Annotated in this window: 15 protein-coding genes; 10 read left to right on the forward strand and 5 right to left on the reverse strand. The window is 67.0% G+C overall.

Going from position 1 to position 15200, the window contains the following annotated elements:
- Nucleotides 1-17 precede the first annotated feature (17 nt).
- Nucleotides 18-656 carry a phosphoribosylglycinamide formyltransferase gene (purN, locus tag AC07OQ_RS05885; protein ID WP_495052158.1) on the forward strand — a complete coding sequence of 213 codons (639 nt, stop codon included), beginning with the start codon at nt 18-20 and terminating at the stop codon, nt 654-656.
- Here purN and AC07OQ_RS05890 read toward each other — a convergent pair.
- Both AC07OQ_RS05890 and AC07OQ_RS05895 read right to left on the reverse strand, forming a co-directional pair.
- Nucleotides 649-1302, reverse strand: coding sequence for a DUF1345 domain-containing protein (locus AC07OQ_RS05890; protein WP_495052159.1), 654 nt, complete (start codon nt 1300-1302; stop codon nt 649-651). The genes purN and AC07OQ_RS05890 overlap by 8 nt on opposite strands.
- 4 nt (nt 1303-1306) lie before the next feature.
- On the reverse strand, nt 1307-1534 hold the full coding sequence (locus AC07OQ_RS05895; RefSeq protein ID WP_495052160.1) for a DUF1653 domain-containing protein: 228 nt from the start codon (nt 1532-1534) through the stop codon (nt 1307-1309).
- 49 nt (nt 1535-1583) lie between these two features.
- On the opposite strand from AC07OQ_RS05895, the gene AC07OQ_RS05900 reads away from it, so the two are divergent.
- From AC07OQ_RS05900 to AC07OQ_RS05910, 3 genes are all read left to right on the forward strand, one after another.
- On the forward strand, nt 1584-2846 hold the full coding sequence (locus AC07OQ_RS05900) for an RsmB/NOP family class I SAM-dependent RNA methyltransferase (protein ID WP_495052161.1): 1263 nt from the start codon (nt 1584-1586) through the stop codon (nt 2844-2846).
- 150 nt (nt 2847-2996) lie between these two features.
- Nucleotides 2997-4217 carry a DesA family fatty acid desaturase gene (locus AC07OQ_RS05905; protein ID WP_495052162.1) on the forward strand — a complete coding sequence of 407 codons (1221 nt, stop codon included), beginning with the start codon at nt 2997-2999 and terminating at the stop codon, nt 4215-4217.
- Nucleotides 4218-4321: 104 nt separating this feature from the next.
- Entirely contained in the window at nt 4322-4828 is a 507-nt protein-coding gene (locus AC07OQ_RS05910; RefSeq protein WP_495052163.1) for a DUF3016 domain-containing protein, read from the forward strand.
- A gap of 93 nt (nt 4829-4921) precedes the next feature.
- Here the strand turns inward: AC07OQ_RS05910 and rpmG are convergent, their stop codons facing one another.
- The 3 genes from rpmG to trxB all read right to left on the reverse strand — a co-directional run bounded on the left by rpmG (nt 4922) and on the right by trxB (nt 6512).
- Nucleotides 4922-5092: a 50S ribosomal protein L33 gene (rpmG, locus tag AC07OQ_RS05915; RefSeq protein WP_495052164.1), complete on the reverse strand. Its 171-nt coding sequence runs from the start codon at nt 5090-5092 to the stop codon at nt 4922-4924.
- Nucleotides 5093-5121: 29 nt separating this feature from the next.
- Nucleotides 5122-5355 carry a 50S ribosomal protein L28 gene (gene rpmB, locus AC07OQ_RS05920; protein ID WP_495052181.1) on the reverse strand — a complete coding sequence of 78 codons (234 nt, stop codon included), beginning with the start codon at nt 5353-5355 and terminating at the stop codon, nt 5122-5124.
- 197 nt (nt 5356-5552) lie between these two features.
- Entirely contained in the window at nt 5553-6512 is a 960-nt protein-coding gene (gene trxB, locus AC07OQ_RS05925) for a thioredoxin-disulfide reductase (protein WP_495052165.1), read from the reverse strand.
- Nucleotides 6513-6708: 196 nt separating this feature from the next.
- Between trxB and AC07OQ_RS05930 the strand changes: the two genes are divergently transcribed.
- The 6 genes from AC07OQ_RS05930 to AC07OQ_RS05955 are packed head-to-tail and all read left to right on the forward strand — an operon-like array spanning nt 6709 to nt 14967.
- The gene (locus AC07OQ_RS05930; RefSeq protein ID WP_495052166.1) at nt 6709-7377 is read left to right on the forward strand and encodes a Crp/Fnr family transcriptional regulator; all 669 of its coding nucleotides are present in this window, start codon (nt 6709-6711) and stop codon (nt 7375-7377) included.
- A 40-nt stretch (nt 7378-7417) separates the two neighbouring features.
- Complete coding sequence (locus AC07OQ_RS05935) at nt 7418-8836, forward strand: cytochrome P450 (RefSeq protein ID WP_495052167.1); 1419 nt, start codon at nt 7418-7420, stop codon at nt 8834-8836.
- Between the two features lie 38 nt (nt 8837-8874).
- Complete coding sequence (locus AC07OQ_RS05940; protein ID WP_495052168.1) at nt 8875-11253, forward strand: DNA translocase FtsK; 2379 nt, start codon at nt 8875-8877, stop codon at nt 11251-11253.
- Complete coding sequence (gene lolA / locus AC07OQ_RS05945; RefSeq protein ID WP_495052169.1) at nt 11250-11855, forward strand: outer membrane lipoprotein periplasmic chaperone LolA; 606 nt, start codon at nt 11250-11252, stop codon at nt 11853-11855. Before AC07OQ_RS05940 ends, lolA begins: the two co-directional genes overlap by 4 nt.
- A 24-nt stretch (nt 11856-11879) precedes the next feature.
- Complete coding sequence (locus tag AC07OQ_RS05950; RefSeq protein WP_495052170.1) at nt 11880-13595, forward strand: cation:proton antiporter domain-containing protein; 1716 nt, start codon at nt 11880-11882, stop codon at nt 13593-13595.
- A gap of 13 nt (nt 13596-13608) precedes the next feature.
- Nucleotides 13609-14967: a replication-associated recombination protein A gene (locus AC07OQ_RS05955; protein WP_495052171.1), complete on the forward strand. Its 1359-nt coding sequence runs from the start codon at nt 13609-13611 to the stop codon at nt 14965-14967.
- Nucleotides 14968-15200: the final 233 nt, after the last annotated feature.

Raw genomic sequence — 15200 nt, forward strand, 5'->3', positions numbered from 1 at the left:
AGCTACACTGCCGGCCCATGAAAAGCATCGTGATTCTGGTCTCCGGCCGCGGCTCCAATATGGAGGCCATCGTCAAGGCCTGCGCGGCCGAGGGCTGGCCCGCCCGCATCGCCGCCGTGATCAGCAACCGCCCCGATGCGGCCGGCCTGGCCTTTGCCGCCTCGCACGGCATTGCCACCGCGGTGGTGGACCACAAGGCCTTCGGCCCCGGAGATATGGGCCGCGAAGCCTTTGACGCCGAGCTGCGGCGCGTGATTGACGACCATGCACCGGACCTGGTCGTGCTGGCCGGCTTCATGCGCATCCTGACGCCCGGCTTCACCGCCCATTACGCCGAGCGCATGCTGAACATCCATCCCTCGCTGCTGCCGGCCTTCACCGGGCTGCATACGCACCGTCGGGCGCTGGAGGAGGGCTGCCGGTTCGTCGGCGCCACCGTGCATTTCGTCACCGCCGACCTGGACCATGGCGCGATCGTGGCCCAGGCCGTGGCGCCGGTGCTGCCGGGCGACGACGAGGCGGCGCTGGCCGCGCGCGTGCTGAAGCTCGAGCATCGCATGTATCCGCGCGCGGTGCGCTGGTTCGTCGAGGGGCAACTGCGCGTCGAGGGCTCGCGCGTGCTACAGCTGGCCGGGGAATCGCAGAGCTTCAGCTGAGCAGGCCGGCCAGGATATTGATCGTCAGCGCCAGCACGCCGGTATTGAAGACGAAGGACAGCACGGCCTGTACCAGCACCAGGCGGCGGATCGGGCGGGCGCTGACCGCCACGTCCGAGGTCTGCGAGGTGGCGGCCAGGGTGACCGCGAAGTAGAAAAAGTCGCCATAGTCCGGCGCGCCCTCGTCGCCGGGGAACTCCAGGCCATGGGCGCCGCTGCGGCCGCGGTGGTAGAGGCTGGCATAGGCCAGCGCGAACTCCACCGGCAGCAACAGCCAGGAGCCGACCACGGTGGCGAGCGCCAGCAGCAGGTAGGGCCAGCCCTGTACCGCGTTCGGGCCCTGGCGCGCCTGGTTCAGCTCCAGCGCGATCGCGCCCAGGCTGGCCAGCGCGCCGCTGATCGCCAGCAGCAGGACCACGCCCATGCCCTCGGCCAGGGCCCGCGCATGCCCCTGCACCTGGCCGGGCACGGTGCGCCACATCATGCTCAGCACCAGGATCAGATAGGTCCAGACGCCGGCATTCCAGCCCAGCAGCAAGCGGGTCAGCCAGGGCAGGTCGGTGGGCCAGGCCAGCGCCAGCAGCGCGCCGGTGCCGACGCCGATCAGCAGGCGAGGGCGCCGGCGCAGTGGGTGCAGGGCCGGCATGGGGCTAGGGCAGCGGCGCGAAGCGCGGTTCGCCCGAAGGCAGGCGGCCGAAGAACATCGCATGCGGCCGCACCCACAGCTCCTGCGCGCCGTAGAGCGGGCGGTACAGCACCAGGGCCTCCAATGTCTCGCTGTGGCGCACGACACCCAGCAGCTCGTACTCGCCGCCCTTGTAGTGGCGGTAGCGTCCGGCGGGCGCGGGCGGCAGTTCGGGCAGGTCGGCGGTGTTCATCGCGAAGGGGTGAGGGAAGGGCTGAGGGCTGGGCTGGGATAATCGCGCCATGCATCCTAATGCCCTTCTTGATCTGAGCACCGAGCTGCTGCGCGCCGTGCTCAAGTTCGACGCGCCGGCCGACGGCGTCGTCTCCGCCTTCTTCCGCAAGCACAAGGCCCTCGGCCAGCGCGAGCGCCACACCCTGGCCGAAACCGTCTACACGGTGCTGCGCCAGCGCCTGCTGCTCCAGCATCTGGCCCAGTCGGGCAGCGGCCCGATGGAGCGCCGCCTGGCCGTCCTGGCCTGGCAGGGCAGCGACAGCTTTCTGCGCGGCGCCCTGAGCGCCCAGGAGCAGGACTGGCTGGCCCAGGTGAAGAATGTCGACCGCGCCAGCCTGGCGCCCCGGCTGCGCCACAACCTGCCGGACTGGCTGGCCGAGCCGCTGCAGGCGCGCCTGGGCGACGCGGGCTTCTGGGCCCTGGCCAACAGCATGAACGAGGGTGCACCGCTGGACCTGCGCGTGAATCCGCTGAAGGCCAAGCGCGAGGAGGTGCAGGCCGAGTTGAAAAAGGCCGGTGTCGAGGCCCTGACCACGCCTTATTCGCCCTGGGGGCTGCGGGTCGAGGGCAAGCCGGCGCTGAACAAGCTGGAGGTCTTCACCAGCGGCGCGGTCGAGGTGCAGGACGAGGGCAGCCAACTGCTGGCCCTGATGCTGGATGCCAAGCGTGGCGAGATGGTGGTGGATTTCTGCGCCGGTGCCGGCGGCAAGACCCTGGCCCTGGGTGCGGCGATGCGCAACACCGGCCGGCTCTATGCCTTCGACGTCTCAGGGCATCGGCTGGACAACCTCAAGCCGCGCCTGGCGCGCAGCGGGCTCTCGAACGTGCATCCGGCCCAGATCGCGCATGAACGGGACGAGCGCGTCAAGCGCCTGGCCGGCAAGATCGACCGCGTGCTGGTCGACGCACCCTGTTCCGGTCTGGGCACCTTGCGGCGCAACCCGGACTTGAAGTGGCGCCAGTCGCCGCAAGCTGTGCTGGAACTGCAGGCCAAGCAGCAGGCGATCCTGGACAGCGCGGCGCGGCTGCTGAAGCCGGGTGGTCGTCTGGTCTATGCCACCTGCAGCCTGCTGGAGGCCGAGAACGAGGGCATCGCCCGGGCCTTTGGCGAGGCCCACAAGGATTTCGTGGCGCTGGACGCGGCCGAGGTGCTGGAGAAGGCACATGTGTCGCGCGCCGGCGAACTGGTCGAGCAGGGTTTCGTGCGCCTGTGGCCGCAGACGCATCGCACCGACGGCTTCTTTGCCGCGGTGTGGGAGAAGAAGCAATAGCAGTTTTTTTTAACGAAATGCCAGGCGTGGTCTTGATCAAGCCCATGAAAAGGGCAAATCCCAGGGCTTTTGTCTCGGGCATTTAGGCCGAGTCCCCTACAATTGGGGAGTTTTGTGTTGTGCGCCCAACAGGCGCCGGGTAAGGAACGAATGGACTTTTTGACGACCGTACACGATGGCTTGGTGCAGTGGCTGGGCTTCGGCCTGCTGGATGCCAGCATCTGGCAAATCGTGGCCTACGCCCTGGTGGTGACGCATATCACCATTGCGGCCGTGACCATCTTCCTGCACCGCGCCCAGGCGCATCGTGCGCTGGACCTGGGGCCGATCCCCTCGCATTTCTTCCGCTTCTGGCTGTGGCTGACCACCGGCATGGTCACCAAGGAATGGGTGGCCATCCATCGCAAGCACCATGCCAAGTGCGAGACCGAGGATGACCCTCACAGCCCGCAGACCCGCGGCCTGAAGAAGGTGCTGCGCGAGGGAGCCGAGCTCTACCGTGCCGAAGCCAAGAACCAGGAGACCGTCTCCAAGTTCAGCCACGGCGTGCCGAACGACTGGATCGAGCGCAACCTCTACACCCGCTACAGCTGGCAGGGTGTGGGTCTGATGCTGATCATCAATATGGCGCTGTTCGGTGCCATCGGCGCCTCGATCTGGGCGCTGCAGATGGCCTGGATTCCCATTTGGGCGGCCGGCGTGGTCAATGGCATTGGCCATTTCTGGGGCTATCGCAACTTCGAGGCCCAGGACGCGTCGACCAATATCTCGCCCTGGGGCATCATCATCGGCGGCGAGGAGTTGCACAACAACCACCACACCTATCCGACCTCGGCCAAGTTCTCGGTCAAGCCCTATGAGTTCGATATCGGCTGGGGCTATATCCGCGCGATGGAGATGATCGGCTGGGCCAAGGTGCGCAAGACCGCCCCCAAGCTGCGCCAGGGCGACATCAAACCGGCCGACAAGGACACCTTGGAGGCCATCATCGCCAACCGCTACGAGGTGATGGCCCATTACGCCCGCGACCTGCGTCAGGCCTGCGCCTCCGAACTGATCAAGCTGAAGGCCCAGGGTGAGCAGCACAGCGCCAAGTGGGCGCAGTTCAAGCTGGCCAAGCGTTGGCTGCACCGTGACGCCGATCGCATCCCGGCCGCCTACCAGGCCGAGATCCAGGGGGCTCGCGCCGCCAGTCCGGTGCTGGACAAGCTGGTGACTATGCGCGAGGAGCTGCGCCAGCTCTGGACCCGCACCAATGTGTCGGCCGAACAGCTGGTGGGCGATCTGCAGGCCTGGTGCCACAAGGCCGAGGAGAGCGGCATTGCCGAGCTGCGTGCCTTCTCGATGCAGCTGCGCGCCGCACGAGCCTGATCGCGCAGGTTACGCTTCGGTAAAGGGCGCCGCTGGTCGGCGCCTTTTTCATGGCCGCTACCTATACTTGTTTTGAAGGCAAGTTGAAGAAATGGGGGTGTGCCATGCCGAGAAATCCAAAGCGAAGCCGCTGGCTGTTTGCCGGCGTGCTGCTGGGGGTGGTCACGCTGGTGCAGGCGGCGTCGTCCGAGATTCGTTTCATCGAGCCCGACAAGTTCATCGATGCCGGCGAGTCCAGGATCGAGCGCGAACGCACCTTGGGTCAGCTGGAGGCCTATATGCGCGAGCAGGCCGGGAAGCGGCTACCGGCTGCGCAGCGGCTGGTGATCGAGGTGCTGGACGTCGATCTGGCCGGGCGGATCGAACCCAAGGGGCGGCTGATGGAGCGCATCCGCATCGTCAAGGAGATCACCTGGCCGACTTTGACGCTGCGCTATGTGCTCAGCGAGGGTGGCAAGACGCTGCGCGAGGGTCAGGTGCGCCTGTCGGACATGAACTACCTGGGTGGGATCACGCAGCGCTACAACAGCGAGCCGCTGCGCTACGAGAAGCAGTTGCTGGACGACTGGTTCGCCGAGGAATTCGCGGCGCAAGTGGCAAGCAAGCCCTGATGGCCAGACCCGGAATGGGCGTAAAAGGAATGGGCATAAAAAAACCGCCAGATGAACTGGCGGTTTTTCTTTGGGTCGCAAGACCGGGCCGAATCACTTCAGCTTGATTTCCTTGAACAGGACATGCTTGCGGGCCTTGGGGTCGAACTTCATGAATTCCAGCTTTCCGGGCGTGGTCTTCTTGTTCTTGTTCGTGGTGTAGAAGAAACCGGTGCCGGCAGTCGATTCCAGCTTGATCTTCTCGCGTCCGCCTTTGGATGCCATGGTGGTGTTCCTTTATTCCTAGTGGACGATTACAGCTCGCCCTTGGCGCGCAGGTCGGCGACGACTTGCTCGATGCCGACCTTGTCGATCAAACGCAGAGCGGCATTGCTGATGCGCAGGCGCACCCAGCGGTTCTCGGTTTCCAGCCAGAAGCGGCGGTACTGCAGGTTCGGCAGGAAACGACGCTTGGTTTTGTTGTTGGCATGGGAAACATTGTTTCCGACCATGGGCTTCTTGCCCGTGACTTGACAGACGCGTGCCATGACGCTTCTCCGGTTCGATTCTTCTATCCAGCTACCCGCAAGTCTGTTGCGGGTGGCCACATGACCGCTCAATGCCTGCTAAACCGATCGTCAATCGGGCCCTACAAGAACAAGACTCGGGGGCTCAATCGGCGCTCGGGGCGATCCATCCGGCAGGCAAGCCCGCAAGTATAGCGAAAATCACGCCGCCTGCCAAATCAGCCGTTCTCCTGCTCCAGGAAGCGCTGGGCATCCAGCGCGGCCATGCAGCCGGTGCCGGCGCTGGTGATGGCCTGGCGATAGACATGGTCCTGCACATCGCCGGCGGCGAACACGCCGGGCACGCTGGTCATCGTGGCGAAGCCGTTCAGCCCGCTCTTGGTGATGATGTAATCGTCCTTCATCTCCAACTGGCCCTTGAAGATGCCGGTGTTGGGCTGGTGGCCGATGGCGATGAAGCAGCCCTGCAACTTCAGCTCCTTGGCCGCGCCGTCGCTCGTGCTCTTGATGCGCACACCGGTGACGCCGCTCTGATCGCCCAGCACCTCGTCCAGGGTGTGGAACAGGTGCAACTCGATCTTGCCGGCCTTGACCTTGTCCATCAGCTTGTCGACCAGGATGGGCTCGGCGCGGAACTTGTCGCGGCGATGCACCATATGCACCTTGCTGGCGATATTGGAGAGGTACAGCGCGTCCTCCACCGCCGTGTTGCCGCCGCCCACCACGCAGACCTCCTGTTCGCGGTAGAAGAAGCCATCGCAGGTGGCGCAACCACTGACCCCGCGGCCCATGAAGCTCTCCTCCGAGGCCAGGCCCAGGTACTTGGCCGAGGCACCGGTGGCGATGATCAGGGCATCGCAGGTGTAGCTGCCGCTGTCGCCCTTGAGCGTGAACGGGCGCTTGGAGAAGTCGACCTCATTGATATGGTCGTAGACGAGCTGGGTGTTGAAGCGCTCGGCATGCTCCTGAAAGCGCTGCATCAACTCGGGACCCTGCACCCCCATCACGTCGGCCGGCCAATTGTCCACGTCGGTCGTGGTCATCAGCTGGCCGCCCTGGGCCATGCCGGTCAGCAGCGTGGGCTTCAGATTGGCGCGTGCGGCATAGATGGCGGCGGTGTAGCCGGCCGGGCCGGAGCCCAGGATCAGCAGAGAATGGTGTTGGGTGGGTTGGCTCATAAGCGGTAACTGGGGTTGCGCACGCAATACACAAGAAGCACAAGAGGCGGGAAGCCGTGCTTATACGGCCTAGACCCTATGGAGTTGCGTGATCTAGTTGGCACAATAGCCGCGATTCTAGGCAGCCCGGCGCACGCCCGCCTGACGCCCTGAAAACAAGCACAAACCGAATACTGCCAATCAGAGGAGTTAGTTCATGGCCATGCTGTCCAATCTGGACCTGATCCGCAGGGTGCCCTTGTTCTCCCTGTTGACCACCGACCAGGCGCAGTCCATCGCGGACAGTGTGATCAAGCGCCGCTTCAAGCGCGGCGAGCTGATCGTCGAACAGGGCACCAAGTCGAACGCCCTGTTCATCCTGCTGAACGGACGCGCCCGGGTGCTGACCGCCGACACGCGCGGCCGCGAGGTCATCCTGGCGGTGCTGCAGCCGGGTGACTATGTCGGCGAGATGAGCCTGATCGACAACGAGCCGCATTCGGCGACGGTGCGCGCCGAGGTGCAGACCGACATGCTGGTGCTGGGCCGCAGCGAGTTCGCACGCTGCCTGCCGGAGAGCAGCAGCCTGTCCTATGCCATCCTGCGCGGTCTGGTGGCGCGGCTGCGCAATGCCGACCGCCAGATCGAATCGCTGGCCCTGCTGGATGTCTACGGCCGCGTGGCGCGCACTCTGCTGGACATGGCCGAGGACGAGAAGGGGCTGAAGATCATCCGCGGCAAGGTCTCGCGCCAGGACATGGCCAAGGTGGTCGGCGCCTCGCGCGAAATGGTAAGCCGGGTCATGAAGGACCTGGAGGACAAGGGCGTGATCGAGACCCTGGAGAACGGCTCGGTCGTGATCAAGGAACGTTTGCAACACGACTGATCCCGGTCGCAGAATGGGTGCACTCCCCCGGGAGCGCGCCATGAGCACCGTCGCCGAAACCGCCCCGCGCCGCTGGTCCGAACTGCCCGGACCCGCCGGTCTGCCCGTGCTGGGGCAGCTGCTGCAGATCGAGCTGCCACGGCTGCATCGGCAACTGGAGGACTGGGCCCACGAGCACGGTCCGCTGTATCGGCTACGCCTGGGTTCGCGGCGGATCGTGGTGGTGGCCGACCATGAGCTGATCGCCGCAATGCTGCGCGACCGCCCCGAAGGCTGGCGCCGGCCGCGCAACATGGCCGACGCGATCGCCGAGATGGGCTCCGGCGGCGTGTTTTCCGCCGAGGGCGACAGCTGGCGCAGCCAGCGCAAGCTGGTGATGGCGGCCCTCGATCCCGGCCATCTGAAGCGCTTCTTCCCGACCCTGCGCAGCGTCACCGAGCGGCTGGACCATTGCCTGGGCACGGCCGCCGACACCGATGCGACCCTGGATCTGCAGCGCCTGCTGATGCGCTACACGGTCGACGTCACCGCCGGCCTGGCTCTGGGCATCGACATCGACACCCTGGGCCATCCCGAGCATCCGCTGCAGGGGCATCTGGACAAGGTGTTTCCGATGCTGATGCGGCGCATCAACATGCCGTTCCCCTACTGGCGCTACCTGCGCCTGCCCTCGGACCGTGCCTTCGATCGTCATCTGGTCGAGATCCGGCGCGAGATCCTCGGCTTCATCGAGCAGGCGCGCGAACGCATGCGGGCCCGGCCGGCCTTGCAGGCGCAGCCGGAAAACCTGCTGGAAGCCCTGCTGGCCGCGCGCGACGAGCAGGGCGGGGCGCTGGATCCGACCACGCTCTACGGCAATGTGATCACGATGCTGCTGGCCGGCGAGGACACCACGGCCAACACCCTGGCCTGGGCGCTTTACCACCTGAAACAAAATCCCGAGAGCTGGCGTGCCCTGGTGACCGAGGTCGACGCGGCCCTGGGCGAGGCGCGCCTGCTGGAGGCCTTCGAGCAGGCCCGCCACCTGCCCTTTGTCGAGGCCTGCATCAACGAGACCATGCGGCTGCGTCCGGTGGCGCCGCTGATATTTCTGGAAAGCCGGCATGCCACCCGGCTCGGCGATGTGGCCTTGGCGAGCGACGATATCGTGATCTGCCTGATGCGGCCGGACGCCCTCGACACCGCGCGCCAGGCCGATGCGCGGCAGTTCCGGCCGCAGCGCTGGCTGGAGGACAGTCGGCATGAGCTGCTGAAGGCCTCGATGCCCTTCGGTGCCGGGCCACGCCTGTGTCCGGGGCGCTACCTGGCCCTGCTGGAGATGAAGATGGTGCTGGCCCTGTTGGCGCGCGGCTACGAACTGGCGCAGGTGGCCTGCGCCGACGGGCGTACGCCGGCCGAATGCCTGGCCTTCACGATGTTTCCGGTGGGCCTGCAACTGCGCCTGCGTCACCGGCATTGAGCGACGGAGCCGGCCCAATCCTGCGCCACAATGGCGCCATGAGTTTTCCCCTGGGATCCCTGCTGGGCGGCCAAGACGGCCAAGCCAGTCAAGAGGCCGGCGCCAGCGCCAAGACCTATCAACGTCCATCGAAGCGAAAGCCCGCCGTGCCCGTGCCGGCGAGCACCGCGCGTTCGCCGCTGTGGCTGATCGCCGGCGGCCTGCTGTGGGGCCTGACCCTGCTGGCCCTGCTGAGCCATGACAAGGCCGATGCGGCGTTCTCCATCTCCGGCAGCCGCGAGCTGTCCGCCAACTGGGTGGGCGCCTTGGGGGCCTGGGTGTCCGACCTGCTGCTGTTTGCCTTCGGCTATTCCAGCTGGTGGCTGATGCTGGCGGGTCTGCGTTCCTGGCTGGGCGCGCTGGCCGAGCGGCTGCGTGCCGGGGGGCAGGCGCCCGCCATGTCCTGGCGGGCCCGCGGCCTGTTCTGGGGCGGTTTGCTGATGCTGATGTGTGCGAGTTGCGCCCTCGAGTGGTCGCGGCTCTATGCCTGGGAAACCCATCTGCCCGGCCACGCCGGCGGCGTGCTGGGCTACACCTTGGGGCCCTGGGGCATGAAGGCGCTGGGTTTTGCCGGCTCGGGCGTGGTGTGGATCGCGGCGCTGCTGGCCGGGGTCTCGCTGGCGCTGCGCTTTTCCTGGATGAGCCTGGCCGAGTCGCTGGGCGCGCGACTGGAGCGCCTGCGCGAGCGCAGCCAGGAACGCCGCGAGATCAAGGAAGACCAGAAGGCCGGCCAGCAGGCCCAGCGCGAGCGCGAGCAGGTGGTCGAGGTCGAGCGCCATGTGGTGGAGGAGCACCTTCCCATCGTGATCGAGGCGCCGGTGGTCGAGGTGCCCAAATCCACCCGTGTCGCCAAGGAGCGCCAGAAGCCGCTGTTCACCGAGCTGTCCGACACCAAGCTGCCCCAGGTGGACCTGCTGGATGCCGCGCCGGTGCGCATCGAGTCGGTCACGCCCGAGTCGCTGGAAATGACCAGCCGCATGATCGAGAAGAAGCTGAAGGATTTCGGCGTCGAGGTGCGCGTCGTCGCGGCCTCGCCGGGCCCGGTGATCACGCGTTACGAGATCGAGCCGGCCACCGGCGTCAAGGGTTCGCAGATCGTGAACCTGGCCAAGGACCTGGCGCGGAGCTTGAGCCTGGTGTCGATCCGCGTGGTCGAGACCATTCCTGGCAAGAACTACATGGCGCTGGAACTGCCGAATGCGCGGCGCCAGACCATTCGTCTGTCGGAGATCCTCGGTTCCCAGGTCTATGCCGACGCACCCTCGCTGCTGACGATGGCGCTGGGCAAGGACATCATCGGCGCGCCGCTGGTGGCCGACCTGGCCAAGATGCCGCATTGCCTGGTGGCCGGCACCACCGGCTCGGGCAAATCGGTCGGCATCAACGCGATGATCCTGAGCCTGCTCTACAAGGCCGAGGCGCGTGATGTGCGCCTGATCATGATCGACCCGAAGATGCTGGAAATGAGCGTCTACGAGGGCATCCCGCATTTGCTGGCCCCGGTCGTCACCGACATGAAGCAGGCCGGCAACGCGCTGAACTGGTGCGTCGGCGAGATGGAACGCCGCTACAAGCTGATGTCCAAGATGGGCGTTCGCAACCTGGCCGGCTACAACAAGAAGATCGACGAGGCCGGCGAGCGCGGCGAGAAGATCGGCAACCCCTTCAGCCTGACGCCCGAGGAGCCGGAGCCGCTGGAGCGCCTGCCGCATATCGTCGTCGTGATCGACGAACTGGCCGATCTGATGATGGTGGTCGGCAAGAAGATCGAGGAGCTGATCGCCCGTCTGGCGCAGAAGGCTCGGGCCGCCGGCATCCACCTGATTCTGGCGACGCAGCGCCCCTCGGTCGACGTGATCACCGGCCTGATCAAGGCCAACATCCCGACGCGCCTCTCGTTCCAGGTCAGCTCCAAGATCGACAGCCGCACCATCCTCGACCAGATGGGCGCCGAGGCACTCTTGGGCATGGGCGACATGCTCTACATGGCTTCGGGCACCGGCCTGCCGGTGCGTGTGCACGGCGCGTTCGTCAGCGACGAGGAGGTGCACCGCGTCGTCGAGTACCTGAAGGCGCAGGGTGGCGAGCCCAATTACATCGAGGGCATCCTGGAGGGCGGCGTGCTGGAAGGCGAGGGCGGCAATGGCGAGGCGCCGGCTCCGGGCGAGTCCAATGGCGAGGCCGACCCGATGTACGACCAGGCCGTGGCCATCGTGCTGCAGCACCGCCGCGCCTCGATCTCGCTGGTGCAGCGCCATCTGCGCATCGGCTACAACCGTGCGGCGCGCCTGCTGGAGCAGATGGAGAAATCCGGCCTGGTCGGCGCGATGAACACCAACGGCAGCCGCGACCTCATCATCCCCAAGCGCGACGAATGAAAAAGCTCCTTGCCTCCTTTGTGATCGCCTGCAGCGCGGCGGCCCATGCCGACGCGGTGCAGACCCTGAAGGACTTCAGCCGCGAGGTGAGGAGCGGCAAGGCCGAGTTCACGCAGACCGTCACCTCGCCGGACGGCGCGCGCAAGAAGACCTCCTCGGGGACCTTCGAGTTCCAGCGGCCCAACCAGTTCCGCTTCGCCTATGCCAAGCCCTTCGAACAGCTGATCGTCGGCGATGGCCAGAAGGTCTGGATCTACGACCCCGACCTGAAGCAGGCCAGTTCGCGCCGCATGAGCCAGGCCTTGGGTGCCACGCCGGCGGCGCTGCTGGCCGGCGCGAATCTGGAAAAAGACTTCGAGCTGAAGAGCCAGCCCTCGGCGCAAGGCCTGGACTGGGTGCAGGCCATGCCGCGCCAGGCCGACAGCGGCCTGCAAAGCCTCAAGATCGGCTTCAAGGGCAAGGAGCTGGCCGCCATCGAGGTGGTGGACGGGTTCGGCCAGCGCTCGCTGCTGCAGTTCAGCGGCGTCGCGGCCAATGCCGCGGTGGCGGCGGAGCGCTTCCGTTTCGTGCTGCCACCGGGCGCGGACCTGATCGAGCAATAGGGGCGGCCCAGGCCTGGGACTTGGATGCCGCACAACGTCAGCCTGATCTCCACCATCGCCGCCGGCTTCGGCCTGGCCATCATCCTCGGCTTCCTGGTGTCGCGGCTGAAGATGCCGCCCCTCGTCGGCTACCTGCTGGCCGGCATCGCGATCGGACCCGCCACGCCCGGCTTTGTTGCCGACCTCGACCTGGCCGGCCAGCTGGCCGAGATCGGCGTGATGCTGCTGATGTTCGGCGTCGGCCTGCATTTCTCGCTGAAGGACCTGCTGGCGGTCAAACGCATCGCCGTGCCGGGGGCCATCGTGCAGATCATCGTGGCCACCGCGATGGGCTTCGGCCTGGCACGCTGGTGGGGCTGGGGGCCTGGCGCGGCCCTGGTGTTCGGCCTGGCGCTGTCGGTGGCCAGCACCGTGGTGCTGCTGCGCGCGCTGGAGGCGCGGCAACAGCTGGAGACGGCCAACGGCGGCATCGCGGTGGGCTGGCTGGTGGTGGAAGACCTGGTGATGGTGCTGGTGCTGGTGCTGCTGCCGCCGCTGGCCGGGCTGCTGGAGCCGGCCGCGGCCACGCCCGCCCATGCAGCGGCGCAGGGCGGCGCGGGCCTGCTGGTCACCGTGGGCTGGACCCTGGCCAAGGTGACGGCCTTCATCGCGCTGATGCTGGTGGTGGGGCGACGGGTGTTCCCGCGCCTGCTGTTCGCGGTGGCCGGCACCGGCTCGCGCGAGTTGTTCACCCTGTGCGTGGTGGCGGTGGCGGTGGGCGTGGCCTATGGCTCGGCGGCGCTGTTCGATGTGTCCTTCGCGCTGGGCGCCTTCTTCGCCGGCATGATGATGCGCGAGTCGGAGTACAGCCACCGCGCGGCCGACGAGTCGCTGCCCTTGCGCGACGCCTTCTCGGTGCTGTTCTTCGTCTCGGTGGGCATGCTGTTCGACCCCCAGGTGCTCGTGCAGCAGCCGCTCAAGGTGCTGGGCGTGGTGGTCATCATCATGGTCGGCAAGACCCTGGCCGCGATGGCCCTGGTGCTGGCGCTGCGCTATCCGCTCAACACGGCGCTGATCGTCGGCGCCAGCCTGGCGCAGATCGGCGAGTTTTCCTTCATCCTGGCCGGTCTGGGCAAGGCGCTAGGGCTGCTGCCGGCCGAGGGTCAGAGCCTGATCCTGGCCGGAGCGCTGATCTCGATCGCGCTGAACTCGCTGCTGTTCGCGGCGGTGGAGCCGGCCAAGGCCTGGATCCTGCGCAAGTCCGCCTGGGCCCGCAAGATGGAGCTGCGCGACGACCCGCTGGCCGAGCTGCCGGCCAGCACCGACGAGGCCAAGCTCAGCGGCCAGGTGGTGCTGGTGGGCTATGGCCGGGTCGGCCGGCAGATTGCCGAGACCCTGCTGGCCCAGGGCGTGCATCTGGTGGTGGCCGAGCAGCAGCGCGAGCTGGTCGAGGACCTGCGCGAGCGCGGCGTGGCCGCGGTCAGCGGCGATGCCGCCGATCCCGCGGTGCTGATCCAGGCGCATGTCGCGCGCGCCGCGCTGCTGGTGGTCAGCGGCGGCGACAGCCTGCAGGCGCGCCAGATGGTGGAGACCGCGCGCCAGCTCAATCCCGCGGTGCGCGTGCTGCTGCGCGCCCGCGGCGAGGACGAGGCCCGCCTGCTGCGCGAGGCCCGGCTCGGCGAGGTGTTCCTGGCCGAGCAATGCCTGGCCGATGCCCTGAGCCAGCGCGCGCTGGAGGCGATGCGGCAGCGGGCGGCCTGAGACAATCCGGAGCATGTCCTCCTCCGAATCGCTGTTCCCCGATCTCGAGTCCGTGCCGTCCGCCGGCCTGTCCGCGGCCGGCGCCCATGCACCGCTGGCCGAGGTCCTGCGGCCGAAGACGCTCGACGCGGTCATCGGCCAGACCCATCTGCTCGGCGAAGGCAAGCCGCTGCGTCTGGCCTTCCGGTCCGGCAAGCCCCATTCGATGATCTTCTGGGGGCCGCCCGGCGTCGGCAAGACCACGCTGGCGCGCCTCACCGCCGATGCCTTCGATTGCGAGTTCATCGCCCTGTCCGCGGTGTTCTCCGGCGTCAAGGACATCCGCGCGGCGATGGAGCAGGCCCAGGCCTATCTCTCGCGGGGCAAGCACACCATCCTCTTCGTCGACGAGATCCACCGCTTCAACAAGTCGCAGCAGGACGCGCTGCTGCCCCATGTCGAGTCGGGGCTGTTCACCTTCATCGGCGCGACGACCGAGAACCCCTCGTTCGAGGTCAATTCGGCCCTGCTGTCGCGCGCCCAGGTCTATGTGCTGAAGTCGCTGAACGAGGAGGAACTGCGCCAGTTGCTGAAGCGCGCACAGGAGAAGGCGCTGGCGCATCTTCGCTTCGACGACAAGGCGGTCGACACCATCGTCGGCTATGCCGACGGCGATGCGCGCCGCTTCCTGAACCTGCTGGAGCAGTGCAGCACCGCGGCCGGCGCCGCCGGCACCGCTGGCATCACGCAGATCGACGCGGACTTCATCACCAACGCGCTGAGCCTCAATGCGCGGCGTTTCGACAAGGGCGGCGACAACTTCTACGACCAGATCTCGGCCCTGCACAAATCGGTGCGCGGCTCCAGCCCGGACGGCGCGCTTTACTGGCTCAGCCGCATGCTGGACGGCGGCGCGGATCCGCGCTACCTGGCACGGCGCATTGTGCGCATGGCCTGGGAGGACATCGGCCTGGCCGATCCGCGCGCGCTGCAGATCGCCAACGACGCGGCGTTGACCTTCGAGCGCCTGGGCAGCCCCGAGGGCGAGCTGGCGCTGGGCCAGGCGGTCATCTACCTGGCCGTCGCGGCCAAGAGCAATGCCGGCTACAACGCCTACAACGCCGCGCGCGCCTTTGTGAAGCAGGATGGCAGCCGCGAGGTGCCGGTGCATTTGCGCAATGCGCCGACCCGGCTGATGAAGGAGCTGGGCTACGGGCATGAGTACCGCTACGCGCATGACGAGCCCCATGCCTATGCCGCCGGCGAGAGCTATCTGCCCGAGGGCATGCCCGAGCCCGGCTGGTATGCGCCGGTGCCGCGCGGCCTGGAGAGCAAGATCGCCGAGAAGCTGGCCTTCCTGCGCCGCCTCGATGAAGAGGCCGGTAAGCCCTGAACGAGGTACGGGAAAGCACGGGGCGGGGGTGCGAATCGCGCACTTCTACAATGCCCCGCAGCCTGCAGGAACTGATGGCCGAAGCGGAGCCCGCCGACTAGACGGTGGGTTTTTTTTTGGGCCGCTGCTTCCCTGGCGTCAACACTGGAGCGGCGGCTATGGAAATCTTTTTCCAGCAAATCATCAATGGCTTGGTGCTGGGCAGCATGTATGCGCTGGTGGCGCTGGGGTAC

This window comes from Roseateles sp. GW821-FHT09B06 (assembly GCF_059418245.1).

Excerpts from the sequence above, each read along its gene's own strand:
- AC07OQ_RS05930 (WP_495052166.1), top strand. The coding sequence starts at position 6,709 with ATGGCCATGCTGTCCAATCTGGACCTGATCCGCAGGGTGCCCTTGTTC.
- rpmG (WP_495052164.1), bottom strand. The coding sequence starts at position 5,092 with ATGGCATCCAAAGGCGGACGCGAGAAGATCAAGCTGGAATCGACTGCC.
- AC07OQ_RS05910 (WP_495052163.1), top strand. The coding sequence starts at position 4,322 with ATGCCGAGAAATCCAAAGCGAAGCCGCTGGCTGTTTGCCGGCGTGCTG.
- rpmB (WP_495052181.1), bottom strand. The coding sequence starts at position 5,355 with ATGGCACGCGTCTGTCAAGTCACGGGCAAGAAGCCCATGGTCGGAAAC.
- AC07OQ_RS05935 (WP_495052167.1), top strand. The coding sequence starts at position 7,418 with ATGAGCACCGTCGCCGAAACCGCCCCGCGCCGCTGGTCCGAACTGCCC.
- purN (WP_495052158.1), top strand. The coding sequence starts at position 18 with ATGAAAAGCATCGTGATTCTGGTCTCCGGCCGCGGCTCCAATATGGAG.
- AC07OQ_RS05905 (WP_495052162.1), top strand. The coding sequence starts at position 2,997 with ATGGACTTTTTGACGACCGTACACGATGGCTTGGTGCAGTGGCTGGGC.
- AC07OQ_RS05900 (WP_495052161.1), top strand. The coding sequence starts at position 1,584 with ATGCATCCTAATGCCCTTCTTGATCTGAGCACCGAGCTGCTGCGCGCC.
- AC07OQ_RS05895 (WP_495052160.1), bottom strand. The coding sequence starts at position 1,534 with ATGAACACCGCCGACCTGCCCGAACTGCCGCCCGCGCCCGCCGGACGC.
- trxB (WP_495052165.1), bottom strand. The coding sequence starts at position 6,512 with ATGAGCCAACCCACCCAACACCATTCTCTGCTGATCCTGGGCTCCGGC.
- AC07OQ_RS05950 (WP_495052170.1), top strand. The coding sequence starts at position 11,880 with ATGCCGCACAACGTCAGCCTGATCTCCACCATCGCCGCCGGCTTCGGC.
- AC07OQ_RS05890 (WP_495052159.1), bottom strand. The coding sequence starts at position 1,302 with ATGCCGGCCCTGCACCCACTGCGCCGGCGCCCTCGCCTGCTGATCGGC.
- AC07OQ_RS05940 (WP_495052168.1), top strand. The coding sequence starts at position 8,875 with ATGAGTTTTCCCCTGGGATCCCTGCTGGGCGGCCAAGACGGCCAAGCC.
- lolA (WP_495052169.1), top strand. The coding sequence starts at position 11,250 with ATGAAAAAGCTCCTTGCCTCCTTTGTGATCGCCTGCAGCGCGGCGGCC.
- AC07OQ_RS05955 (WP_495052171.1), top strand. The coding sequence starts at position 13,609 with ATGTCCTCCTCCGAATCGCTGTTCCCCGATCTCGAGTCCGTGCCGTCC.